Source organism: Enterobacter cloacae complex sp. 309I3 (genome assembly GCF_050031595.1).
Taxonomy (GTDB): Bacteria; Pseudomonadota; Gammaproteobacteria; order Enterobacterales; family Enterobacteriaceae; genus Enterobacter; species Enterobacter cloacae.
This window is the reverse complement of sequence record NZ_JBLGWI010000001.1, coordinates 4,698,823-4,722,753: the sequence shown is the minus strand read 5'-3', so window position 1 is coordinate 4,722,753 and position 23,931 is coordinate 4,698,823. Positions and strand designations below refer to the sequence as shown.

At 55.1% G+C, this 23,931-nt stretch carries 20 protein-coding genes and 1 rRNA gene; 17 read left to right on the top strand and 4 right to left on the bottom strand.

Going from position 1 to position 23,931, the window contains the following annotated elements; genetic code table 11:
- The first annotated feature begins 92 nt into the window (after positions 1–92).
- Positions 93–2,354, top strand: coding sequence for a 5-methyltetrahydropteroyltriglutamate--homocysteine S-methyltransferase (gene metE / locus ACQG22_RS22605; protein ID WP_061772247.1), 2,262 nt, complete (start codon positions 93–95; stop codon positions 2,352–2,354).
- A 59-nt stretch (positions 2,355–2,413) separates the two neighbouring features.
- Here metE and ACQG22_RS22600 read toward each other — a convergent pair whose 3' ends face one another.
- Complete coding sequence (locus ACQG22_RS22600; protein WP_013099243.1) at positions 2,414–3,220, bottom strand: dienelactone hydrolase family protein; 807 nt, start codon at positions 3,218–3,220, stop codon at positions 2,414–2,416.
- 255 nt (positions 3,221–3,475) lie between these two features.
- Between ACQG22_RS22600 and udp the strand changes: the two genes are divergently transcribed.
- The 9 genes from udp (at position 3,476) to tatD (ending at position 11,385) form a co-directional block, all read left to right on the top strand.
- On the top strand, positions 3,476–4,237 hold the full coding sequence (gene udp / locus ACQG22_RS22595) for a uridine phosphorylase (protein WP_003860792.1): 762 nt from the start codon (positions 3,476–3,478) through the stop codon (positions 4,235–4,237).
- A 138-nt stretch (positions 4,238–4,375) separates the two neighbouring features.
- The gene (rmuC, locus tag ACQG22_RS22590; protein WP_048972351.1) at positions 4,376–5,833 is read left to right on the top strand and encodes a DNA recombination protein RmuC; all 1,458 of its coding nucleotides are present in this window, start codon (positions 4,376–4,378) and stop codon (positions 5,831–5,833) included.
- Between the two features lie 66 nt (positions 5,834–5,899).
- Positions 5,900–6,655 carry a bifunctional demethylmenaquinone methyltransferase/2-methoxy-6-polyprenyl-1,4-benzoquinol methylase UbiE gene (gene ubiE / locus ACQG22_RS22585; protein WP_013099241.1) on the top strand — a complete coding sequence of 252 codons (756 nt, stop codon included), beginning with the start codon at positions 5,900–5,902 and terminating at the stop codon, positions 6,653–6,655.
- Between the two features lie 13 nt (positions 6,656–6,668).
- Positions 6,669–7,274, top strand: coding sequence for a ubiquinone biosynthesis protein UbiJ (gene ubiJ / locus ACQG22_RS22580; protein ID WP_369706807.1), 606 nt, complete (start codon positions 6,669–6,671; stop codon positions 7,272–7,274).
- Positions 7,271–8,911, top strand: a complete 1,641-nt coding sequence (gene ubiB, locus ACQG22_RS22575) for a ubiquinone biosynthesis regulatory protein kinase UbiB (RefSeq protein WP_057071190.1) — start codon at positions 7,271–7,273, stop codon at positions 8,909–8,911. The genes ubiJ and ubiB overlap by 4 nt, the downstream gene beginning before the upstream one ends.
- Before the next feature lie 76 nt (positions 8,912–8,987).
- The gene (gene tatA / locus ACQG22_RS22570; RefSeq protein ID WP_013099238.1) at positions 8,988–9,242 is read left to right on the top strand and encodes a Sec-independent protein translocase subunit TatA; all 255 of its coding nucleotides are present in this window, start codon (positions 8,988–8,990) and stop codon (positions 9,240–9,242) included.
- 3 nt (positions 9,243–9,245) lie between these two features.
- Complete coding sequence (gene tatB, locus ACQG22_RS22565; RefSeq protein ID WP_023621768.1) at positions 9,246–9,788, top strand: Sec-independent protein translocase protein TatB; 543 nt, start codon at positions 9,246–9,248, stop codon at positions 9,786–9,788.
- A 2-nt stretch (positions 9,789–9,790) separates the two neighbouring features.
- Positions 9,791–10,561, top strand: coding sequence for a Sec-independent protein translocase subunit TatC (gene tatC, locus ACQG22_RS22560; protein ID WP_013099236.1), 771 nt, complete (start codon positions 9,791–9,793; stop codon positions 10,559–10,561).
- A gap of 41 nt (positions 10,562–10,602) precedes the next feature.
- Positions 10,603–11,385, top strand: coding sequence for a 3'-5' ssDNA/RNA exonuclease TatD (gene tatD / locus ACQG22_RS22555; RefSeq protein ID WP_013099235.1), 783 nt, complete (start codon positions 10,603–10,605; stop codon positions 11,383–11,385).
- Here the strand turns inward: tatD and rfaH are convergent.
- Entirely contained in the window at positions 11,382–11,873 is a 492-nt protein-coding gene (gene rfaH / locus ACQG22_RS22550) for a transcription/translation regulatory transformer protein RfaH (protein WP_013099234.1), read from the bottom strand. The two genes, tatD and rfaH, sit on opposite strands and share 4 nt — an antisense overlap.
- A gap of 173 nt (positions 11,874–12,046) precedes the next feature.
- Here rfaH and ubiD point away from each other — a divergent pair, with 173 nt between their 5' ends.
- A complete protein-coding gene (gene ubiD / locus ACQG22_RS22545) occupies positions 12,047–13,549 on the top strand; it encodes a 4-hydroxy-3-polyprenylbenzoate decarboxylase (protein ID WP_161496900.1) in 1,503 nt (500 codons plus the stop codon).
- A gap of 30 nt (positions 13,550–13,579) precedes the next feature.
- Entirely contained in the window at positions 13,580–14,281 is a 702-nt protein-coding gene (fre, locus tag ACQG22_RS22540) for an NAD(P)H-flavin reductase (protein ID WP_013099232.1), read from the top strand.
- A 161-nt stretch (positions 14,282–14,442) separates the two neighbouring features.
- Here the strand turns inward: fre and fadA are convergent, their stop codons facing one another.
- Positions 14,443–15,606, bottom strand: coding sequence for an acetyl-CoA C-acyltransferase FadA (gene fadA, locus ACQG22_RS22535; protein ID WP_020688730.1), 1,164 nt, complete (start codon positions 15,604–15,606; stop codon positions 14,443–14,445).
- A 9-nt stretch (positions 15,607–15,615) separates the two neighbouring features.
- Positions 15,616–17,805 (bottom strand): fatty acid oxidation complex subunit alpha FadB, encoded by a 2,190-nt coding sequence (gene fadB, locus ACQG22_RS22530; protein ID WP_155022880.1) that lies wholly within the window; start codon positions 17,803–17,805, stop codon positions 15,616–15,618.
- Between the two features lie 190 nt (positions 17,806–17,995).
- Between fadB and pepQ the strand changes: the two genes are divergently transcribed.
- From pepQ to ACQG22_RS22505, 5 genes are all read left to right on the top strand, one after another.
- Entirely contained in the window at positions 17,996–19,327 is a 1,332-nt protein-coding gene (pepQ, locus tag ACQG22_RS22525) for a Xaa-Pro dipeptidase (RefSeq protein WP_013099229.1), read from the top strand.
- The gene (locus tag ACQG22_RS22520; RefSeq protein WP_013099228.1) at positions 19,327–19,941 is read left to right on the top strand and encodes an IMPACT family protein; all 615 of its coding nucleotides are present in this window, start codon (positions 19,327–19,329) and stop codon (positions 19,939–19,941) included. The genes pepQ and ACQG22_RS22520 overlap by 1 nt, the downstream gene beginning before the upstream one ends.
- 40 nt (positions 19,942–19,981) lie before the next feature.
- Complete coding sequence (gene trkH / locus ACQG22_RS22515) at positions 19,982–21,433, top strand: Trk system potassium transporter TrkH (protein ID WP_013099227.1); 1,452 nt, start codon at positions 19,982–19,984, stop codon at positions 21,431–21,433.
- Between the two features lie 10 nt (positions 21,434–21,443).
- Positions 21,444–21,989, top strand: coding sequence for a menaquinone-dependent protoporphyrinogen IX dehydrogenase (gene hemG / locus ACQG22_RS22510; protein WP_013099226.1), 546 nt, complete (start codon positions 21,444–21,446; stop codon positions 21,987–21,989).
- A 355-nt stretch (positions 21,990–22,344) separates the two neighbouring features.
- Positions 22,345–23,884 (top strand): 16S ribosomal RNA (locus tag ACQG22_RS22505).
- The last annotated feature ends 47 nt before the right edge of the window (positions 23,885–23,931 follow it).

Here is a 23,931-nt window from a genome sequence, read left to right as displayed (position 1 = left end):
ACATTTTGCGCTTGAGGAATATACAGTACCTGCCAATTATAGATGTGTAAACATCTGGACGTCTAAATAACGAATTTCACAAGGGGCATGACATGACAATCCGCAATCACACTCTCGGTTTCCCTCGCGTTGGCCTGCGTCGCGAGCTAAAAAAAGCACAAGAAAGCTACTGGGCAGGAAACACCACGCGTGAAGAACTGCTGGCAGTGGGCCGCGAACTGCGTGCCCGCCACTGGGAGCAGCAAAAACAGGCGGGCGTAGACCTGCTGCCGGTGGGCGATTTCGCCTGGTACGACCATGTTCTGACGACCAGCCTGCTGCTTGGCAATGTCCCGGCTCGTCATCAGAACAACGATGGATCGGTAGATATCGACACGCTGTTCCGCATCGGCCGTGGCCGTGCGCCAACCGGTGAGCCAGCGGCAGCGGCGGAAATGACCAAGTGGTTTAACACCAACTATCACTATATGGTGCCGGAGTTTGTTAAAGGTCAGCAGTTCAAACTGACCTGGACCCAGTTGCTGGATGAAGTGGACGAAGCGCTGGCGCTGGGGCACCAGGTGAAACCGGTGCTGCTGGGGCCAGTGACCTACCTGTGGTTAGGAAAAGTCAAAGGCGAGCCGTTCGATCGTCTGAGCCTGCTGAAGGATATCCTGCCGGTCTACAAACAGGTGCTGATTGAGCTGGGCAAACGCGGTATTCAGTGGGTGCAAATCGACGAACCGGCACTGGTGCTCGAACTGCCGCAAGCGTGGCTCGATGCCTTCAAACCGGCTTACGATGCACTGACCGGGCAGGTGAAGCTGCTGCTTACCACCTACTTTGAAGGTGTGACACCGAACCTCGGCACCATCACCAAATTGCCAGTGCAGGGCCTGCACGTTGACCTGGTGCATGGAAAAGATGATGTTGCAGAACTGCACAAGCGCCTGCCAGCGGAGTGGCTGCTCTCTGCCGGGCTGGTAAACGGTCGTAACGTCTGGCGCGCCGATTTGACAGAAAAATATGCTCAGATTAAAGACATCGTCGGCAAACGTGAGCTATGGGTGGCCTCTTCGTGTTCACTGCTGCACAGCCCTATCGATCTCAGCGTTGAAACCCGCCTGGATGCGGAAGTGAAAAGCTGGTTTGCCTTTGCCTTGCAGAAATGTGAAGAACTGGCTCTGCTGCGTGATGCCCTGAACAGCGGTGACACGGCGGCGATTACCGAATGGAGCGCTCCGATTCAGGCCCGTCGTCATTCGTCTCGCGTTCACAACCCGGCGGTGGAAAAACGTCTGGCGGCTATCACCGCGCAGGACAGCCAGCGTCAAAGCCCCTATGAAGTGCGTGCAGAAGCCCAGCGCGCCCGATTCAACTTGCCTGCGTGGCCAACCACCACCATCGGTTCCTTCCCGCAAACTACCGAGATCCGCGGCCTGCGCCTGGACTTCAAAAAGGGCAACCTTGATGCGGCCAACTATCGCACCGGCATCGCGGAACATATCAAACAGGCGATTGTGGAGCAGGAGCGCTTAGGCCTGGACGTGCTGGTTCACGGGGAGGCAGAGCGTAACGACATGGTGGAGTACTTCGGTGAACATCTGGACGGTTTCGTCTTTACCCAAAACGGCTGGGTACAGAGCTATGGTTCCCGCTGTGTAAAACCACCGGTGGTGATCGGTGACGTCAGCCGTCCGCACCCGATCACCGTCGAATGGGCTAAATATGCCCAGTCCCTGACCGACAAGCCGGTAAAAGGCATGTTGACCGGTCCGGTGACCATTCTTTGCTGGTCCTTCCCGCGTGAGGACGTGACCCGTGAAACCATCGCCAGGCAAATTGCGCTGGCGCTGCGCGATGAAGTGGCGGATCTGGAAGCGGCGGGCATTGGCATCATCCAGATTGACGAACCGGCCCTGCGCGAGGGATTACCGCTGCGTCGCAGCGACTGGGACGCCTACCTGCAGTGGGGTGTGGAAGCGTTCCGCATCAATGCCGCAGTGGCGAAGGACGACACCCAGATCCACACCCACATGTGTTACTGCGAATTTAACGACATCATGGATTCCATTGCCGCACTGGATGCCGACGTGATCACCATCGAGACCTCGCGTTCAGATATGGAACTGCTGGAGTCATTCGAAGAGTTCGATTACCCGAACGAAATCGGGCCGGGCGTATATGACATTCACTCCCCGAACGTGCCGAGCGTGGAGTGGATCGAAGCCCTGCTGAAGAAAGCCGCCCAGCGCATTCCGGCAGAGCGCCTGTGGGTGAACCCGGACTGCGGTCTGAAAACCCGCGGCTGGCCGGAAACCCGCGCGGCGCTGGCGAATATGGTGAAAGCGGCGCAGAATTTGCGTCAGGGTTAAGACAGAGTCGATCCCATTATGTAGCCCGGTAAGGCATCGCCGCCACCGGGCTTTTATGTTTACGCTTTCTTGCCGCCGTACTGGCTAAACCACGCCAGCATCCGCTGCCAGCCATCTTTGGCTGATTCCGCGTGATAGCTCGGACGATAATCGGCGTTAAACGCGTGTCCGGCATCCGGGTACACGACAATGTCGGCCTTTGCATTCGCCGCGCGTAGCGCATGGCGCATGGTCTCTACCGTGTCGAGCGGAATACCCGTGTCCTGACCACCGTACAGTCCCAGCACCGGGGCATTTAAGTCTGTGGCGATATCAACCGGATGTTTTGGCGAGTTCAGCGTTTTTTCGCCCACCAGTTTACCGTACCAGGCCACAGCAGCTTTCAACTGCGGATTGTGCGCGGCATACAGCCAGCTAATGCGTCCCCCCCAGCAGAACCCCGTTATCATCAGTCGATGCGCATCACCGCCGTTACGCGCCGCCCAGTTGGCAACATGATCCAGATCGGCCAACACCTGTGCATCCGGCACTTTACTGACAAGGTTGCTCAAAAGCGTTGGGATATCGCTGTAGTCGTTCGGATCGCCCTGACGGAAATAGAGCTCTGGCGCAACGGCCAGGTAACCTTCCAGCGCCAGTCGGCGGCAGAGGTCGCGAATATGTTCGTGAACGCCGAAAATTTCCTGAACCACAATCACGATCGGCAGCGGACCGTCTGCCGATGCTGGTCGCGCGTGGTAAGCAGGCATATTTTCCCCCTGCGAGGGAATGGAGGTCTCTCCCGCCGTAATGGCGTCTTCAGGCGTTGAGACGATGGTTGAGGCATGCGGAGCCGCAGCAGGTGCAAAACCGGTTTTTTCAGTCATGGCATTCTCCGTACCAATGAGTTAGCGCAAAGGTAAATATAGACACCAGGTTAACAACCCACAGTGCCTTAAACGGTCTATCTTTTGTGCAGCACACCACGATATAACTTGTTAATGTGATGTAAATCACTCTTTTATGGAAATCTACTGCAATCATTTTCATTCATGGTGAGATGTGTCACGAAATTATGCGTATCGCTTCTGTAAAGTACCGTTTTACTTCTTCTGACTAACCGACCCACAGAGGAGTCACCTATGTCTAAGTCTGATGTTTTTCATCTCGGCCTCACCAAAAACGATTTACAAGGGGCTACGCTCGCGATCGTCCCGGGCGATCCTGAGCGTGTGGAAAAGATCGCCGCGCTGATGGATAAGCCGGTTAAGCTGGCAGCCCATCGTGAATTCACCACCTGGCGTGCAGAGCTGGATGGTAAGGCCGTGATTGTGTGCTCTACCGGTATCGGTGGCCCATCTACCTCCATTGCCGTTGAAGAACTGGCGCAGCTGGGCATCCGGACGTTCCTGCGTATCGGGACGACCGGTGCGATCCAGCCGCATATCAACGTGGGTGATGTATTGGTGACTACCGCGTCCGTGCGTCTGGATGGGGCGAGTCTGCACTTTGCACCAATGGAATTCCCGGCGGTTGCCGATTTTGAATGTACGACGGCGCTGGTTGAAGCGGCGAAATCCGTTGGCGCAACCACGCACGTGGGCGTAACCGCCTCGTCGGACACCTTCTACCCGGGTCAGGAGCGTTACGACACCTTCTCTGGCCGTGTGGTGAGCCGTTTTAAAGGCTCTATGGAAGAGTGGCAGTCTATGGGCGTGATGAACTATGAAATGGAATCCGCAACGCTGCTGACCATGTGCGCAAGCCAGGGTCTGCGTGCCGGTATGGTGGCGGGGGTTATCGTCAACCGTACCCAGCAGGAAATCCCGAACGCCGAAACCATGAAACAAACCGAAAGTCATGCGGTAAAAATCGTGGTTGAAGCGGCCCGTCGTCTGATCTAATCCTCTTTTCTGACATCAAAGGCCGACACGTTCGGCCTTTATTTTTTGCGTAGCGCCTCGCAGGAAAACCCTTTCAAACTGGACGTTTATACAGCACAATCTTATTTTGTGCGGTAATACGTTGATGCAGGGGGCATTGTGGATCTCTCAATCCTGATTTACGCGGTGATTGCGCTCGCGGGCGTGGCGATAGGCTGGCTGATTTCCAGCTATCAGCACGCGCAGCAAAAGGCCGATCAGCTGGCAGAGCGTGAAGAGATAGTCGCCGAGTTAAGCGCGACAAAACAGCAACTTGCGTTGAGTGAACACTGGCGAGACGAGTGCGAGTTACTCAACAACGAACTGCGCAATCTGCGTGATATCAACACCTCACTGGAAGCCGATCTCCGTGAAGTCACGACCCGCCTGGAATCCACTCAACTGCATGCGGAAGACAAAATCCGCCAGATGATGAACAGCGAGCAGCGCCTCAGCGAACAGTTTGAGAATCTCGCGAACCGCATTTTTGAGCACAGCAACCGCCGCGTTGACGAACAAAACCGCCAGAGTCTGAACAGTCTCCTGACGCCTCTGCGTGAGCAACTGGACGGTTTCCGTCGTCAGGTGCAGGACAGCTTTGGTCAGGAGGCCCGCGAGCGGCACACCCTGGCACACGAAATTCGTAATCTGCAGCAGTTGAATGCACAAATGGCGCAGGAAGCGGTCAACCTGACCCGCGCCCTGAAAGGGGATAACAAAACACAGGGTAACTGGGGTGAAGTCGTCCTCACGCGGGTGCTGGAAGCCTCTGGACTGCGCGAAGGGTATGAATACGAAACCCAGGTCAGCATAGAAAACGACGCCCGCTCGCGAATGCAGCCAGATGTCATCGTGCGTCTTCCGCAGGGTAAAGATGTGGTGATTGATGCCAAAATGACGCTGGTGGCCTATGAGCGTTACTTCAACGCGGAGGATGACTACACCCGCGAATCGGCGTTGCAGGAGCACATTGCCTCCGTGCGGAACCATATTCGTCTGCTGGGCAGAAAAGACTATCAGCAGTTGCCGGGTTTGCGCTCGCTTGACTATGTTCTGATGTTTATCCCGGTAGAGCCTGCTTTTCTGCTGGCACTCGACAGACAGCCGGAACTGATAACTGAAGCGCTGAAAAACAACATTATGCTGGTCAGCCCCACCACACTGCTGGTGGCGTTACGCACCATTGCCAACCTGTGGCGCTATGAACATCAGAGCCGCAACGCGCAGCAGATTGCCGATCGCGCCAGCAAGCTGTACGACAAAATGCGCCTCTTTGTGGATGATATGTCCTCGGTCGGGCAAAGCCTGGACCGCGCGCAGGACAACTACCGCCAGGCGATGAAAAAACTCGCCTCCGGGCGGGGCAATCTGCTGGCGCAAGCCGAAGCCTTCCGCGGCCTGGGGGTGGAGGTTAAACGCGAGATTAATCCGGAACTGGTTGAGCAAGCCACGGTACAGGACGAAGAGTTTCGCCTGCGCGAAGGCGCTGATGGACAAAAGAGAGACAGTGAAGACAACGAGTTAGCGGCAGAGTTATCGCCAGACCCGCATCTGGCGCGTTTCTTACGTGGTGGTTGAAACGTAGGGCAAACGCGCCCAATCTGTTACACTTCACGAACATTTTACTGATAAGCAGGCTCTGAGATGGTTGACGATTCACAAGACACAACGCACTTTGGCTTTCAGACTGTCGCCAAAGCGCAGAAAGCTGACATGGTGGCCCACGTATTTCATTCCGTGGCGGCGAAGTACGATGTGATGAATGACTTGATGTCATTCGGCATTCATCGCTTGTGGAAGCGCTTCACCATCGACTGTAGCGGTGTGCGTCGTGGACAAACGGTACTGGACCTTGCCGGCGGCACGGGCGATTTGACCGCGAAATTCTCCCGTCTGGTGGGTGAAACCGGGCGTGTTGTTCTGGCTGATATTAACGACTCCATGCTGAAAATGGGGCGTGAGAAGCTGCGTAACATCGGCGTGGTGGGGAATGTGGAATATGTGCAGGCAAACGCCGAGGCGCTGCCGTTCCCGGACAATACCTTTGACTGCATCACTATCTCTTTTGGCCTGCGTAACGTCACCGATAAAGAAAAAGCGCTGCGCTCAATGTATCGCGTGCTGAAGCCGGGCGGACGTCTGCTGGTGCTTGAGTTCTCCAAACCGATTATCGAGCCACTGAGCAAAGCCTACGACGCCTATTCATTCCATGTTCTGCCGCGTATTGGCGAACTGGTGGCAAACGACGCAGAAAGCTACCGCTATCTGGCGGAATCCATTCGCATGCACCCGGATCAGGACACCCTGAAGGCCATGATGCAGGATGCGGCGTTTGAAAACGTTGAGTATTTCAACATGACGGCGGGTGTCGTCGCACTGCATCGCGGTTATAAGTTCTGAGTGGAGGTGTCCTGTGCCCTTTAAACCCTTAGTCACCGCAGGCATCGAAAATGTACTGAATGCCTTTCTCTATCGTGCGCCAGCGCTAAAAGCCGCGCGGCAGCGACTTAACGGGAAGGTATTGCGGATCGTTTTAAAAGAGTTCTCGACGCCGCTTGTGCTGGTCTTCAGCGAACGCCAGCTTGATGTTCTGGGGGAGTGGGAAGGAGACGCCGATTGCTCTGTCATCACGCGCATGAGCGTGCTGCCAAAACTGCGTGACCGTCAGCAGCTGACGGCGCTGATCCGCAGCGGTGAGCTGGAAGTGGGAGGCGACATTCAGGTCGTACAAAATTTCGTTGCGCTCAGCGATTTAGCCGAGTTTGACCCGGCGGAACTGCTTGCCCCGTTTATTGGCGACATTGCAGCGGAAGGGATCGGCAAAGCCCTGCATGGTGGTACCGCCTTCCTGCGTAAAAGCCTGCAACGTCAGCAGCGCTATGCGGCAGAAGTGCTGACTGAAGAGTGGCGTATGGCCCCTGGACCGCTGGAAGTGGCCTGGTTCGCGGAAGAGACTGCGGCTGTTGAACGTGCGGTTGATGCGTTAACCAAACGGCTGGAAAAACTGGAGGGCAAATGACGCCTGGTGAAATTCGGCGCCTCTATTTTATCGTCCACACCTTTTTGAGTTACGGGCTCGACGAGCTTATCCCCAAAATGCGTATCACGCTGCCGCTTCGTATCTGGCGGCGGATGTTGTTCTGGATGCCTAATCGCCACAAAGGACAGCCGCTGGGTGAACGCCTGCGTCTGGCGCTACAGGAGCTGGGCCCGGTATGGATTAAGTTCGGCCAAATGCTCTCGACCCGTCGCGATCTTTTCCCGCCCCAGATTGCCGATCAGCTGGCACTGCTGCAGGATCGCGTGGCCCCGTTTGACGGCGTGCGCGCGAAAAAACAGATCGAAGAGGCGATGGGCAATATTCCTGTTGAGACCTGGTTCGACGATTTCGACATTCAGCCGCTGGCTTCTGCCTCCATTGCCCAGGTGCATACCGCGCGTCTGAAAGAGAATGGCAAAGAAGTCGTTATCAAAGTTATCCGCCCGGATATTCTGCCGATCATCAAAGCGGACATGAAGCTTATCTATCGTCTGGCGCGCTGGGTTCCGCGTCTGCTCCCTGACGGACGCCGCCTGCGCCCGCTGGAAGTGGTACGGGAATATGAAAAAACGCTGATCGATGAACTAAACCTGCTGCGCGAATCGGCAAACGCCATTCAGCTACGGCGCAATTTTGAAAACAGCCCGATGCTGTATGTTCCTGAAGTCTATTCTGACTACTGCAGCCAGAACATGATGGTCATGGAACGTATTTACGGTATTCCCGTCTCGGATGTCGTGGCCCTGGAGAAACAGGGAACGAACATGAAGCTGCTGGCTGAACGTGGCGTACAGGTCTTCTTTACTCAGGTCTTCCGCGACAGCTTTTTCCACGCAGACATGCATCCGGGCAATATCTTTGTGAGCTATGAGCATCCGGACGACCCGCAATATATCGGCATTGATTGCGGCATTGTCGGCTCGCTCAATAAAGAAGATAAGCGTTATCTGGCGGAGAATTTTATCGCCTTCTTTAATCGTGACTACCGTAAAGTGGCTGAACTGCACGTTGACTCAGGTTGGGTTCCGCCGGACACCAATGTCGAAGAGTTTGAGTTTGCCATCCGTACCGTCTGTGAACCGATTTTTGAAAAACCGCTGGCGGAAATCTCGTTCGGTCACGTGTTGCTGAATCTGTTTAACACCGCTCGCCGCTTCAATATGGAAGTGCAGCCACAGCTTGTTTTACTTCAGAAAACATTACTTTACGTTGAAGGTGTAGGTCGACAGCTCTATCCTCAGTTAGACTTGTGGAAGACCGCGAAACCGTTCCTGGAATCCTGGATTAAGGATCAGGTTGGCATTCCGGCTCTGGTGCGGGCTTTCAAAGAGAAAGCCCCGTTCTGGGTTGAAAAAATGCCGGAACTTCCTGAACTGGTGTATGACAGTTTGCGTCAGAGCAAGAACCTTCAGCTCAGCATGGATAAAATCGCCCACGAGCTTCAGTCGAACCGCATACGCCAGGGCCAGTCTCGCTATCTGTTTGGCATTGGCGCAACCCTACTGCTCAGTGGTACGTTGTTGTTAATCAACCGTCCGGACTGGCAGATGATGCCCGCCTGGCTAATGGCTGCCGGAATAGTGGTCTGGTTCGTTGGCTGGAGAAAGACGCGCTGAACAGGCATCGCTATCACCAGGTCGCATACGTATAATGCGGTCTGACTAATTAATCATCTATCTCTGAGGAATATGTATGGGTGGTATCAGTATCTGGCAATTAGTCATTATTGCCGTCATCGTCGTGCTGCTGTTTGGCACCAAAAAGCTCGGTTCTATCGGTTCCGATCTGGGCGCGTCTATCAAAGGCTTCAAGAAAGCAATGAGCGATGATGAGAGCAAGCAGGATAAAACCAGCCAGGACGCTGACTTTACTGCTAAATCCATCTCCGACAAGCAAGAAGATGCCAAAAAGGAAGACGCTAAACGCCACGATAAAGAGCAGGTGTAAGTCGTGTTCGACATTGGTTTTAGTGAGCTGCTGCTGGTCTTTGTGATTGGCCTCATCGTGCTGGGGCCACAGCGTTTACCCGTTGCAGTCAAAACGGTTGTGGGGTGGGTGCGTGCGCTTCGTTCGCTGGCATCCACCGTACAGAACGAGCTGGCGCAGGAACTTAAGCTGCAGGAGTTTCAGGAAAGCCTGAAAAAGGTTGAGAAGGCGAGCATGGATAACCTGACGCCGGAACTGAAAGCCTCCATGGATGAACTGCGCGAAGCGGCAGAATCCATGAAGCGTTCCTACAGCGTCAACGATCCTGAAAAAGCGAGCGATGAAGCGAACACCATTCATAACCCGGTGGTGAAGAACAGTGAAGCGCAGCGCGAGGGCGTAACGCCTGCCAGCGCGGAGCATCAGGCCACCGCGCCTGAACATACGCCGCAGGAACCTGAACTGAAAAAACAGGCGCAGCCGGAAGACCCTGTGGTCAACGCGGCTGAAGCAAAGCCCGCCGCGCCTGTTACCGAATCATCCCCCTCGTCGAGTGATAAAGCGTAAACATGGCAGTAGATGATACTCAACCGCTCATTACGCACCTCATTGAGCTGCGTAAGCGCCTGTTAAACTGCATTATTGCGGTTTTCGTTATTTTCTTATGCCTGGTTTATTTCGCCAACGACATCTACCAGGTTGTCTCCGCGCCGCTGATAAAGCAGATGCCGCTGGGCGCAACGATGATCGCGACGGACGTTGCTTCGCCGTTCTTTACGCCCATTAAGCTCACGTTCTGGGTATCGTTGATCGCTTCTGCACCCATCCTGCTGTATCAGATCTGGGCGTTTGTGGCGCCCGCTCTGTATAAGCATGAACGCAAACTGGTGATCCCACTGCTGGTCTCCAGCTCGCTGCTGTTCTATATCGGCATGGCGTTTGCCTATTTTGTTGTCTTCCCGCTGGCCTTTGGCTTCCTGACGCATACCGCGCCGGAAGGGGTACAGGTGTCGACCGATATTGCCAGCTACCTCAGCTTTGTGATGGCGCTGTTTATGGCATTCGGCGTGGCGTTCGAAGTGCCGGTTGCGATTGTGCTGCTTTGCTGGGTGGGTGTAACCACACCAGAAGACCTGCGTAAAAAGCGTCCGTATATTCTGGTCGGCGCATTTGTGGTCGGCATGCTGCTGACGCCGCCCGATGTCTTCTCGCAAACGCTGCTGGCCATACCGATGTACTGTCTGTTTGAGGTAGGCGTCTTCTTCTCACGTTTCTATGTGGGGAAAGGGCGTCGGTCAGAGGACGAAGACGACGTCTCTGAAAAGAGCACTGAAGAGTAAAACCAGCCGCCCGTCAGGGCGGTTGTCATATGGGGAATTGCATGTTTGATATTGGACTTAACCTGACCAGTTCACAGTTTGCCAAAGATCGCGACGACGTCGTGGCGCGCGCGTTTGCCGCTGGCGTAAAAGGATTGTTGCTGACAGGCACCAACCTGCATGAAAGCGAGCAGGCGCAACAGCTGGCCCAACGCTACGACCGTTGCTGGTCTACCGCGGGCGTGCATCCTCATGACAGCAGCCAGTGGACGTCGGAGAGCGCTGATATCATTCACAGGCTGGCGAAAACTGCCGAAGTGGTGGCTATCGGGGAATGTGGGCTCGATTTCAACCGCAATTTTTCCACCCCTGCCGAGCAGGAAAAAGCGTTTACGGCGCAACTTGCCCTGGCGGCCGAGCTTGAAATGCCGGTGTTTATGCACTGTCGCGACGCGCATGAGCGCTTCCTCGCGCTGCTGGATCCCTGGCTGGATAAACTGCCAGGCGCGGTGCTGCACTGTTTTACCGGTTCACGTCAGGAGGCGCTGGACTGTCTGGATCGTGGGCTTTATTTGGGGATTACCGGCTGGGTGTGCGATGAACGCCGCGGGCTGGAGCTTCGCGAACTGTTGCCGGTGATCCCGGCCGACCGGTTGCTCCTCGAAACCGACGCGCCTTATTTATTGCCGCGTGATATGAAACCAAAACCGGCATCGCGACGTAACGAACCGGCATGGCTGGGGCATATTGTCACGAGCGTGGCGCAGTGGCGCGGAGAGGATCCGCACGGGTTATCTGCGCAGACGGATGACAACGTGCGTCGCCTGTTTGGCATTGATTTTTAAACTTTGCGGAAGTCGGTGTTTTTCACGCTCTGTAGCACCTGCTTATTAAGCAGATTGAGCAATAACATGGAGCGTGCTTCACCGTCCGGCTCGGCGAAAATCGCCTGCAGGCCTTCGAAGGCACCTTCGGTGATGACGACACTGTCTCCCGCGTACGGGGTTTCCGGGTCGGTAATATCTTCAGGTTGTTGATAAACCGAAAGCTGATGGATCACCGTCGACGGCACCGTTGCCGGGTGCGCACCAAAACGAACAAAATGGCTGACGCCGCGCGTGGCGCTGATGGTGGTGGTGTGGATCACTTCTGGGTCGAATTCCACGAACAAATAGTTCGGAAATAGCGGCTCACTGACGGTTGTGCGCTTCCCGCGCTGCATTTTTTCAAGCGTGATCACGGGTGTCAGGCAATTTACAGACTGACGTTCTAAATGTTCCTGCGCGCGCTGAAGTTGCCCGCGTTTGCAATACAGTAAATACCAGGCCTGCATAATCACTCTTTCCCTTAGTTTCGGGCGCAAGCATATCAAAACCCTGGCGGGATCGCTAAGTTGATTATAATGGCCGAAAAGGGAACAGGATGCAGAAGTTCACGCTAATTTAACAAAATTACAGCATCACGCAGGCTTACGCCGTATAATGAAGCGCTTACAGAGAGGCCATGATTAACTGCATGAAATACCACGATCTCCGCGACTTCCTGACGCTGCTTGAAAAGCAGGGCGAACTCAAACGCATTACGCTTCCTGTCGATCCTTATCTGGAAATGACAGAAATTGCTGACCGCACCCTGCGTGCCGGTGGCCCGGCGCTTCTGTTTGAAAACCCGAAGGGTTATTCAATGCCGGTGCTGTGCAACCTGTTTGGAACCCCTCGCCGTGTGGCGTTGGGCATGGGCCAGGAGGACGTCACGGCGTTACGTGAAGTGGGTAAACTGCTGGCGTTTCTGAAAGAGCCGGAGCCACCGAAAGGCTTCCGCGATCTGTTCGACAAACTGCCGCAGTTTAAGCAGGTGCTGAACATGCCAACCAAACGTCTGCGCGGTGCGCCGTGCCAGCAGAAAGTGCTGGAAGGGGATGCGGTAGATCTGACCAAAATCCCGATCATGCAGTGTTGGCCTGAAGATGCCGCGCCACTCATTACCTGGGGGCTCACCGTCACACGCGGGCCGCATAAAGAGCGTCAAAATCTGGGTATTTACCGCCAGCAGCTGATTGGCAAGAATAAGCTCATCATGCGCTGGCTGTCGCATCGCGGCGGCGCGCTGGATTTCCAGGAGTGGTGCGCTGCACACCCGGGCGAGCGTTTTCCGGTCTCAGTGGCATTAGGGGCTGACCCCGCCACCATTCTGGGCGCGGTAACGCCAGTGCCGGATACACTCTCTGAATATGCCTTTGCAGGACTGCTGCGTGGCACCAAAACGGAAGTCGTGAAGTGTATCTCTAACGACCTCGAAGTGCCCGCGAGTGCAGAGATTGTCCTGGAAGGTTACATTGAACAGGGCGAGCTGGCACCCGAAGGTCCGTACGGCGACCACACGGGCTATTATAACGAAGTGGATAACTTCCCGGTGTTTACCGTCACGCACATTACCCAGCGTGAAGATGCGATTTATCACTCCACCTATACCGGACGTCCACCGGATGAACCTGCAGTACTGGGCGTGGCGCTGAATGAGGTGTTTGTGCCGATCCTGCAAAAGCAGTTCCCGGAAATTGTTGATTTCTATCTGCCGCCGGAAGGATGCTCGTATCGCCTGGCGGTGGTCACAATGAAGAAGCAGTATCCTGGTCACGCTAAACGCGTGATGATGGGCGTATGGTCTTTCCTGCGCCAGTTTATGTATACCAAATTTGTGATTGTCTGCGATGATGACGTTAACGCCCGCGACTGGAATGATGTTATCTGGGCCATTACCACGCGAATGGATCCGGCGCGCGATACGGTGTTAGTGGAAAACACGCCGATAGATTATCTGGATTTTGCCTCGCCGGTCTCCGGTCTTGGCTCAAAAATGGGACTGGATGCCACAAATAAATGGCCTGGCGAAACCGACCGTGAATGGGGTCGCCCGATCAAGAAAGATCCTGCTGTGACCGCGCGAATTGACGCGATCTGGGACGAACTGGCCATAATGAATAACGGTAAACCGCAGGCTGACCGTTAAGCCCTATAGACTTCCCGACAGAGAGAGCGAATGACAACCTTAAGCTGTAAAGTGACCTCGGTAGATGCTATCACCGACACCGTATATCGCGTCCGTTTAGTGCCTGAAGCGGCATTCTCTTTCCGTGCTGGTCAGTACCTGATGGTCGTGATGGATGAACGTGATAAGCGTCCTTTCTCTATGGCCTCAACGCCAGCGGAGCAGGAATTTATTGAGCTTCATATTGGTGCGTCAGAGCTTAACCTGTATGCAATGGCCGTCATGGACCGCATTCTAAAAGAGCGCGAGATCGTGGTGGATATTCCCCACGGTGATGCATGGCTGCGTGACGATGAAGACCGTCCGCTGATCCTGATTGCCGGTGGTACAGGCTTCTCCTACGTGCGCTCTATTCTGTTGACGGCCCTGGCGCGTAACCCGAACCGTGATATCACTATCTACTGGGGTGGCCGCGAAGAGAAACATCTCTACGATCTCTCTGAGCTTGAAGCGCTGAGCGTTAACCATCCCAACCTGCGTGTTGAACCGGTGGTTGAGCAGCCGGAAGAGGGCTGGCGTGGGCGTAGCGGCACAGTGCTGACGGCGGTACTGCAGGATCATGGCACGCTGGCAGGGCACGATATCTATATCGCTGGCCGCTTTGAGATGGCGAAAATTGCCCGTGACCTGTTCTGTAACGAACGAGATGCGCGTGAAGATCGTCTGTTTGGCGATGCTTTTGCGTTTATCTAAATAAAAAACCCGCCCCTGACAGGCGGGAAGAACGGCAACTAAACTGTCTCTCTTCGCAAATGGCGTCACTTGCGGCGAGGTACCTCTCGTAGGCCGGGAAAGCGCAGCGCCTCCCGGCAAAAGCCCGATGGCGCGACGCTTATCGGGCCTACGTTATAGCCTTACACTCTCTCAAACACCGTTGCGATACCCTGACCCAACCCAATACACATCGTTGCCAGACCAAACTGCGCATCTTTGCGTTCCATCAGGTTAATCAGCGTTGTGCTGATACGCGCCCCGGAGCAGCCCAGCGGGTGACCGAGGGCGATCGCGCCGCCGTTGAGGTTAATTTTCTCGTCGATCTGCTCCATCAGCCCCAAATCTTTAATGCACGGCAGGATCTGCGCGGCGAAGGCTTCGTTCATCTCGAACACGTCGATATCACTGGTGGTCAATCCCGCTTTCTTCAGCGCCAGCTTCGAGGCCGGAACCGGGCCGTAACCCATGATAGAAGGATCGCAGCCTACCACCGCCATTGAGCGCACCCGGGCGCGAGGCGTTAACCCCAGCTCGCGGGCGCGGCTTTCGCTCATTACCAGCATCGCGGCCGCTCCGTCAGACAGCGCCGACGAGGTACCTGCCGTGACCGTACCGGTGACCGGGTCAAACGCCGGGCGCAGGGTGGATAGCGCTTCAACGGTGGTTTCCGGGCGGATCACTTCGTCGTAGCTGAACTGCTTCAGAACGCCATCAGCATCATGGCCGCCGGTCGGGATGATCTCATTCTTAAACGCGCCGGATTGCGTGGCGGCCCATGCACGAGCATGAGAACGCGCGGCGAAGGTATCCTGCATTTCACGGCTAATTCCGTGCAGGCGGGACAGCATTTCAGCGGTCAGGCCCATCATTCCTGCGGCTTTCGCCACGTTACGGCTCATGCCCGGGTGGAAATCGACCCCGTGGCTCATTGGCACATGGCCCATGTGCTCCACGCCGCCGACCAGGCAGGCCTGCGCGTCACCGGTCATGATCATACGCGCCGCATCATGCAGTGCCTGCATTGAGGAGCCGCACAGACGGTTGACGGTAACTGCCGGCACCGAATGTGGGATCTCCGCCAGCAGCGAAGCATTGCGGGCGATGTTGAAGCCCTGCTCAAGCGTCTGTTGCACACAGCCCCAGTAGATATCGTCGAGCGCAGCCGGGTCCAGCGCCGGATTACGCGCCAGCAGGCTACGCATCAGGTGCGCTGAGAGATCCTCTGCACGCACGTTACGGAATGCGCCGCCTTTTGAACGGCCCATCGGGGTGCGAATCGCATCAACAATGACAACCTTTTCCATTGTGACTCCTTAAGCCGTTTTCAGCTCGCCAACCGGACGGGCTGGCTCAACTGCTGGGTAATAGGATTCGTTATGGCGCGCTTTATTACGCAGCCCTTCCGGCACGTCATACAGCGGGCCGAGGTGCTGATACTGCTGCACCATATCGAGATAGCGGGCGCTGCCGAGCGTATCCAGCCAGCGGAACGCGCCGCCGTGGAACGGAGGGAAGCCCAGGCCATAGACCAGCGCCATATCGGCTTCTGCCGGACTGGCGATAATGCCTTCTTCCAGGCAACGCACCACTTCGTTGATCATCGGAATCATCATCCGGGCGATGATTTCATCGTCCGTGAAGTCACGTTTTGGCTGGCTAACCCCGGCCAGCAGGCTATCCACCGCCGGATCTTCTTCTTTCTTCGGTTTGCCTTTGCTGTCTTCTTTATAGCGCCAGAAGCCCAGACCGTTTTTCTGACCAAAGCGGTTGGCGTCAAACAGGGCGTCAATCGCATCGCGATAATCTTTCTGCATGCGCTGTGGGAAGCCCGCCGCCATAACCGCTTGCGCGTGATGCGCGGTATCAATGCCAACCACATCCAGCAGATACGCCGGCCCCATCGGCCAGCCGAACTGTTTTTCCATCACTTTGTCGACTTTGCGGAAGTCCGCGCCGTCGCGCAGTAGCTGGCTGAAACCAGCGAAGTAAGGGAACAGTACGCGGTTGACAAAGAAGCCCGGGCAGTCGTTGACCACAATCGGGGTTTTGCCCATCTTACTGGCCCACGCCACCACTTTTGCGATGGTGTCGTCAGAGGTTTTTTCGCCGCGGATCACTTCAACCAGTGGCATGCGGTGCACCGGGTTGAAGAAATGCATTCCGCAGAAGTTTTCCGGGCGCTTCAGGACGCTTGCCAGCTCGCTAATCGGAATCGTCGAGGTGTTAGAGGCCAGTACGGTCTCCGGACGCACTTTCTCTTCCGTTTCGGCCAGCACCGCTTTCTTCACTTTCGGGTTCTCTACCACGGCCTCAACCACCACATCGACGCGGTCAAAACCGGTGTATTCCAGTACGGGCTGGATAGTAGAGATCACGCCTGAGAGTTTCAGACCGTCAATTTTGCCGCGTTCCAGCTGTTTATTGAGCAGCTTGGCCGCTTCGGTCATCCCCAGCGTCAGGGATTTCTCGCTGATGTCTTTCATCACCACCGGCACGCCCTTCCAGGCGGACTGGTAAGCGATGCCACCGCCCATAATGCCAGCGCCAAGTACCGCCGCATGTTTTGGCGTCTCAACGTTTTTCGTCAGCTGTTTTGCTTTGCCTTTCACGAACTGATCGTTGAGGAAGATACCCACCAGCGCGCGGGCTTCATTGGTATGTGCCAGCGGGACAAAGCTATGGTTTTCGAGTTTCAGGGCTTCGTCACGACCAAAGCGGGCTGCGGCTTCGATGGTTTTCACCGCCGTGATCGGCGCCGGGTAGTGTTTACCCGCCGTCTGCATCACCATGCCCTTGGCGATGGTGAAACTCATGGCTGCTTCAATCTTGCTGAGCTTTAACGGCTCCAGTTTCGGCTGGCGTTTGGCCTTCCAGTCGAGATCGCCGTTAATGGCCTGACGCAGAATGGCGAGGGAGCCTTCAATCAGTTTTTCTGGCTTCACGACGCCATCAACCAGGCCGATTTTTTGCGCCTGCTCTGCGCCAACATCTTTACCTGCGGCAATAATTTCCAGCGCGCTGTCGGCACCCAGCATGCGCGGCATACGTACGGAGCCGCCAAAGCCCGGCATAATGCCCAGTTTGGTTTCCGGCAGGCCGATGCGCAGATCCGGCGTGGCGAGGCGGTAGTCGGTGGCCAGCACGCATTCACAGCCGCCGCCCAGCGCGTAGCCGTTAACGGCGGAAAGGGTCGGGACAGGCAGATCTTCCAGACGATTAAAGACGCTGTTGGCAAAGTGCAGCCACTGGCTCAGCTGTTCTTCAGGCACCAGGAACAGTGAAAGAAATTCGGTGATATCGGCACCAACAATAAAGGCCGCTTTGTTCGAGCGCAGCAGCAGCCCCTTTAAATCAGTTTGCTTTTCAAGTACATCCAGCGCCTGGCCAAGACTGGCCACCGTCGCGGTATCGAGCTTGTTGACTGAGCCGGGGGCATCGAACACCAGTTCGGCAATGCCATCTTCCAGCCAGTTGAGGTACAGGGTGTCGCCTTTGTAGAGCATGTCAGTCTCCTGAATCCAGCAAGTGGATCTGGTCATACCAGATGAGTCGGAGTGTGGGATTTGTGTTAATAAAATGCAAATTACTCATTAAGAAATTGCTGCATTGATCACGGTCGGTGGAAATCACGCAGCCGGAGACAGGTGTGCTAAGATGCGAGGACTTGAGGTCAAAAAAACGAAAGGAAGAATGATGGACTCACTGGCTTCGCTTTATAAAAATCATATCGTTACCCTACAGGAACGTACCCGTGATGTACTTGCCCGCTTTAAGCTGGATGCGCTGTTAATCCACTCCGGCGAGCTGATGAATACCTTCCTGGATGACCATGCGTATCCGTTTAAGGTTAACCCGCAGTTTAAAGCCTGGGTGCCGGTAACACAGGTGCCAAATTGCTGGTTGCTGGTGGATGGCGTGAACAAGCCGAAACTGTGGTTCTATCTGCCTGTGGATTACTGGCACAACGTTGAGCCGCTGCCGACCAGCTTCTGGACAGAAGAAGTGGACGTCATGGCTTTACCAAAAGCCGATGGTATTGGCAGCCAGTTGCCTGCCGCGCGTGGCAATATTGCCTACATTGGCCCGGTCCCGGAGCGTGCGCTGGGTCTGGATATCCCGGCAGACAAACTCAACCCGAAAGGGGTGCTGGATTTCCTGCACTATTACCGCGCGTATAAAACCGACTACGAACTTTACTGCATGCGTGAAGCGCAAAAAACGGCGGTGAATGGTCACCGTGCAGCGCATGAAGCCTTCCAGTCCGGTATGAGCGAGTTCGATATCAATCAGGCGTACCTCACCGCGACCGGTCACCGTGACACCGATGTGCCGTACAGCAACATCGTCGCCCTGAATGAGCATGCCTCTGTTCTGCATTACACCAAACTGGATCACCATGTGCCGTCTGAGATGCGCAGCTTCCTGCTGGACGCAGGCGCAGAGTACAACGGCTATGCGGCTGACCTGACCCGTACCTGGGCGGCCAATGCTGATACCGATTTTGCGCATCTGATTAAAGACGTTAACGATGAGCAACTGGCGCTTATCAGCACCATGAAAGCCGGAACCAGCTATGTGGATTACCATATCCAGTTCCATCAGCGCATCGCTAAACTGCTGCGTAAACACCAGATTGTGAAAGACATGAGCGAAGAGGCGATGGTCGAAAACGATCTGACCGGACCCTTTATGCCGCATGGTATCGGCCACCCGCTGGGTCTGCAGGTTCATGATGTTGCGGGCTTTATGCAGGATGATACCGGCACGCACCTCGCCGCGCCGTCTAAATATCCTTACCTGCGCTGCACGCGTATCCTTGAGCCGCGCATGGTGCTGACCATCGAGCCGGGGATCTACTTTATCGAATCGCTGTTAGCGCCATGGCGCGAAGGTCAGTTCAGCAAGCACTTCAACTGGGAAAAAATTGACGCGCTGAAACCGTTTGGCGGTATTCGTATCGAAGATAACGTCGTGATTCATGAGAACGGTATCGAGAATATGACGCGAGACCTGAAGCTGGCCTGATGGAAAGCTGGCTGATACCGGCTGAGCCGGTCACCTTTGTTGAAGAAATCAAGAAAAGCCGCTTTATTACGCTGCTGGCACACACCGATGGCGTAGAGGCGGCAAAGGCGTTTGTTGAGTCTGTCCGCGCTGCGCATCCCGACGCCCGTCACCACTGCGTGGCGTGGGTCGCCGGGCCGCCAGACGATTCGCAGCAGCTGGGTTTTTCTGATGACGGTGAACCGGCGGGTACTGCCGGTAAACCTATGCTTTCCCAGCTCATGGGCAGTGGCGTGGGTGAAATCACCGCCGTGGTTGTTCGCTACTACGGCGGCATTTTATTAGGTACCGGTGGGCTGGTGAAAGCGTATGGCGGGGGCGTACAGCAGGCGCTTAATATGTTGGTCACCACCCGCAAAACGCCACTCACCGAATATACTTTGTTGTGCGACTACGCCCAGCTATCGGGTGTCGAAGCGCTGCTTAAACAGTTTAACGGTGTGATTGCACACAGTGATTACCAGGCAATGGTGCAATTGCGCGTGGCGCTTCCTCAGGCTGAACAGGCTGCTTTTTCGGCAAAACTGGCGGATTTTAGTCGCGGTTCGTTGCAATTGCTGCCGATTGAAGAATAATCCCCACCTTACTTTTTGAATACCAAAGGAAGCGGCAGAGATGCATTTTCGTGCCATAACCCGAATCGTTGGACTGCTGGTCATACTTTTTTCCGGGACAATGATTCTCCCAGGACTGGTGGCGCTTATCTACCGGGACGGCGCGGGGCGGGCATTTACCCAGACCTTCTTTGTTGCGCTGGCGATTGGCTCGCTGCTGTGGTGGCCAAACCGTCGTCAGAAAGGTGAGCTGAAATCACGTGAAGGGTTTCTGATTGTGGTGCTGTTCTGGACGGTGCTGGGAAGCGTCGGTTCGCTGCCCTTTATCTTCTCTGAACAGCCCAATCTGAGCATCACGGATGCCTTTTTTGAATCCTTCTCCGGCTTAACGACTACCGGCGCGACTACGCTGGTTGGGCTGGATTCGTTACCCCACGCCATTCTCTTTTATCGCCAGATGCTGCAATGGTTCGGTGGTATGGGGATCATTGTTCTGGCGGTGGCCATCCTTCCTATCCTGGGCGTCGGGGGCATGCAGCTATACAGGGCAGAAATGCCAGGGCCACTGAAAGATAACAAGATGCGCCCGCGTATTGCCGAGACGGCGAAGACCCTGTGGCTGATTTATGTTTTACTGACTGTTGCCTGTGCGCTGGCGCTGTGGTTTGCCGGTATGCCCGCGTTCGATGCCATCGGGCACAGCTTTGCGACAATCGCCATCGGCGGGTTCTCTACCCACGATGCCAGCGTGGGCTACTTTGATAGTCCAACGATCAACACGATTATTGCTATTTTCCTGCTGATCTCCGGCTGTAACTACGGTCTACACTTCTCATTACTCAGCGGACGTAGCCTGAAGGTGTACTGGCGCGACCCGGAGTTCCGTATGTTTATTGGCGTCCAGCTCACGCTGGTGGTCATCTGTACGCTGGTGCTCTGGTTCCATGATGTCTATAACTCGGCGTTGACCACGCTAAACCAGGCGTTCTTCCAGGTGGTGTCGATGGCGACAACCGCAGGTTTTACCACGGACAGCATTGCGCGCTGGCCGCTGTTCCTGCCTGTGCTGCTGCTGTGCTCGGCATTTATTGGTGGTTGCGCCGGGTCGACGGGCGGTGGCCTGAAGGTGATTCGTATTCTGCTGCTCTTCAAGCAGGGGAACCGTGAATTAAAACGCCTGGTTCACCCGAATGCAGTCTATAGCATCAAGCTGGGCAACCGTGCCCTGCCGGAACGTATTCTCGAAGCGGTGTGGGGGTTCTTCTCGGCGTATGCCCTGGTCTTTATCGTCAGTATGCTGGCAATTATCGCGACGGGGGTGGATGATTTCTCTGCCTTTGCGTCCGTTGTGGCAACACTTAATAACCTCGGGCCTGGCCTGGGGGTCGTGGCGGATAACTTTGCCAGTATGAACCCGGTCGCGAAATGGATCCTAATCGCCAATATGCTGTTTGGGCGTCTTGAGGTCTTTACGCTGCTGGTGCTGTTCACCCCAACATTCTGGCGCGAGTAAGGAGTCGTCGGTGAAAACACTTATTCTATTCTCTACGCGAGACGGGCAAACGCGTGAGATTGCCTCTTATCTGGCTTCTGAACTACAAGAGCTGGGCATTTACTCTGATGTGGTGAACCTGAACCGTACGGAGCAAATCGCCTGGCAGGATTACGACCGCGTGGTGATTGGGGCGTCTATCCGTTACGGGCATTTCCATCCTGCGCTGGATCGCTTTGTGAAAAAGCATACGGCAGCGCTCAATAAGCTGCCCGGGGCGTTCTACTCGGTCAATCTGGTGGCCCGCAAACCTGAAAAACGTACACCGCAGACCAACAGCTACACGCGCAAGTTTTTGCTGAATTCGCCGTGGCAGCCAGACCTGTGTGCCGTCTTTGCAGGGGCGCTGCGTTATCCCCGCTATCGCTGGTATGACCGCTTTATGATTCGGCTGATTATGAAAATGACCGGCGGTGAAACCGATACGCGTAAAGAAGTGGTTTATACCGACTGGACGCAGGTGAGCAGTTTTGCCCGGGAAATCGCGCATTTATCACCCGAATCGCGGCGTATTTAAGCGTGGAGTTTGAAAAGTGAGCGAACGAAAAGTTTTTTGTATTTTGTGCTTGTCACTTCAGAATAACTCCCTATAATGCGCCTCCACTGACACGGAACAACGGCACACACGCCGCCGGGTCAGCAGAGAAAAGCAAATTAAACACTTGACTCTGAAGCGGGAAGGCGTAATATGCACACCCCGCGCCGCAGCGAAAACGAAGCGGCACTGCTCTTTAAAAATTTATCAGACAATCTGTGTGGGCACTCAAAGTGACATGGATTCTTAACGTCCTCGGACGAAAAATGAATACCAAGTCTCAACGAGTGAACACGTAATTCATTACGAAGTTTAATTCATTGAGCATCAAACTTTTAAATTGAAGAGTTTGATCATGGCTCAGATTGAACGCTGGCGGCAGGCCTAACACATGCAAGTCGAACGGTAGCACAGAGAGCTTGCTCTCGGGTGACGAGTGGCGGACGGGTGAGTAATGTCTGGGAAACTGCCTGATGGAGGGGGATAACTACTGGAAACGGTAGCTAATACCGCATAATGTCGCAAGACCAAAGAGGGGGACCTTCGGGCCTCTTGCCATCAGATGTGCCCAGATGGGATTAGCTAGTAGGTGGGGTAACGGCTCACCTAGGCGACGATCCCTAGCTGGTCTGAGAGGATGACCAGCCACACTGGAACTGAGACACGGTCCAGACTCCTACGGGAGGCAGCAGTGGGGAATATTGCACAATGGGCGCAAGCCTGATGCAGCCATGCCGCGTGTATGAAGAAGGCCTTCGGGTTGTAAAGTACTTTCAGCGGGGAGGAAGGTGTTGTGGCTAATAACCACAGCAATTGACGTTACCCGCAGAAGAAGCACCGGCTAACTCCGTGCCAGCAGCCGCGGTAATACGGAGGGTGCAAGCGTTAATCGGAATTACTGGGCGTAAAGCGCACGCAGGCGGTCTGTCAAGTCGGATGTGAAATCCCCGGGCTCAACCTGGGAACTGCATTCGAAACTGGCAGGCTGGAGTCTTGTAGAGGGGGGTAGAATTCCAGGTGTAGCGGTGAAATGCGTAGAGATCTGGAGGAATACCGGTGGCGAAGGCGGCCCCCTGGACAAAGACTGACGCTCAGGTGCGAAAGCGTGGGGAGCAAACAGGATTAGATACCCTGGTAGTCCACGCCGTAAACGATGTCGATTTGGAGGTTGTGCCCTTGAGGCGTGGCTTCCGGAGCTAACGCGTTAAATCGACCGCCTGGGGAGTACGGCCGCAAGGTTAAAACTCAAATGAATTGACGGGGGCCCGCACAAGCGGTGGAGCATGTGGTTTAATTCGATGCAACGCGAAGAACCTTACCTGGTCTTGACATCCACAGAACTTTCCAGAGATGGATTGGTGCCTTCGGGAACTGTGAGACAGGTGCTGCATGGCTGTCGTCAGCTCGTGTTGTGAAATGTTGGGTTAAGTCCCGCAACGAGCGCAACCCTTATCCTTTGTTGCCAGCGGTCCGGCCGGGAACTCAAAGGAGACTGCCAGTGATAAACTGGAGGAAGGTGGGGATGACGTCAAGTCATCATGGCCCTTACGACCAGGGCTACACACGTGCTACAATGGCGCATACAAAGAGAAGCGACCTCGCGAGAGCAAGCGGACCTCATAAAGTGCGTCGTAGTCCGGATTGGAGTCTGCAACTCGACTCCATGAAGTCGGAATCGCTAGTAATCGTAGATCAGAATGCTACGGTGAATACGTTCCCGGGCCTTGTACACACCGCCCGTCACACCATGGGAGTGGGTTGCAAAAGAAGTAGGTAGCTTAACCTTCGGGAGGGCGCTTACCACTTTGTGATTCATGACTGGGGTGAAGTCGTAACAAGGTAACCGTAGGGGAACCTGCGGTTGGATCACCTCCTTACCTTAAAGAACCTGCCTTTGCAGTGCTCACACAGATTGTCTGATGAA

Bases quoted from the DNA above. Each gene is read 5' to 3' on its own strand.
- metE (WP_061772247.1), top strand. From the start codon at position 93: ATGACAATCCGCAATCACACTCTCGGTTTCCCTCGCGTTGGCCTGCGT.
- ACQG22_RS22600 (WP_013099243.1), bottom strand. From the start codon at position 3,220: ATGACTGAAAAAACCGGTTTTGCACCTGCTGCGGCTCCGCATGCCTCA.
- udp (WP_003860792.1), top strand. From the start codon at position 3,476: ATGTCTAAGTCTGATGTTTTTCATCTCGGCCTCACCAAAAACGATTTA.
- ubiE (WP_013099241.1), top strand. From the start codon at position 5,900: ATGGTTGACGATTCACAAGACACAACGCACTTTGGCTTTCAGACTGTC.
- ubiB (WP_057071190.1), top strand. From the start codon at position 7,271: ATGACGCCTGGTGAAATTCGGCGCCTCTATTTTATCGTCCACACCTTT.
- tatA (WP_013099238.1), top strand. From the start codon at position 8,988: ATGGGTGGTATCAGTATCTGGCAATTAGTCATTATTGCCGTCATCGTC.
- tatC (WP_013099236.1), top strand. From the start codon at position 9,791: ATGGCAGTAGATGATACTCAACCGCTCATTACGCACCTCATTGAGCTG.
- tatD (WP_013099235.1), top strand. From the start codon at position 10,603: ATGTTTGATATTGGACTTAACCTGACCAGTTCACAGTTTGCCAAAGAT.
- rfaH (WP_013099234.1), bottom strand. From the start codon at position 11,873: ATGCAGGCCTGGTATTTACTGTATTGCAAACGCGGGCAACTTCAGCGC.
- fre (WP_013099232.1), top strand. From the start codon at position 13,580: ATGACAACCTTAAGCTGTAAAGTGACCTCGGTAGATGCTATCACCGAC.
- fadA (WP_020688730.1), bottom strand. From the start codon at position 15,606: ATGGAAAAGGTTGTCATTGTTGATGCGATTCGCACCCCGATGGGCCGT.
- fadB (WP_155022880.1), bottom strand. From the start codon at position 17,805: ATGCTCTACAAAGGCGACACCCTGTACCTCAACTGGCTGGAAGATGGC.
- pepQ (WP_013099229.1), top strand. From the start codon at position 17,996: ATGGACTCACTGGCTTCGCTTTATAAAAATCATATCGTTACCCTACAG.
- ACQG22_RS22520 (WP_013099228.1), top strand. From the start codon at position 19,327: ATGGAAAGCTGGCTGATACCGGCTGAGCCGGTCACCTTTGTTGAAGAA.
- trkH (WP_013099227.1), top strand. From the start codon at position 19,982: ATGCATTTTCGTGCCATAACCCGAATCGTTGGACTGCTGGTCATACTT.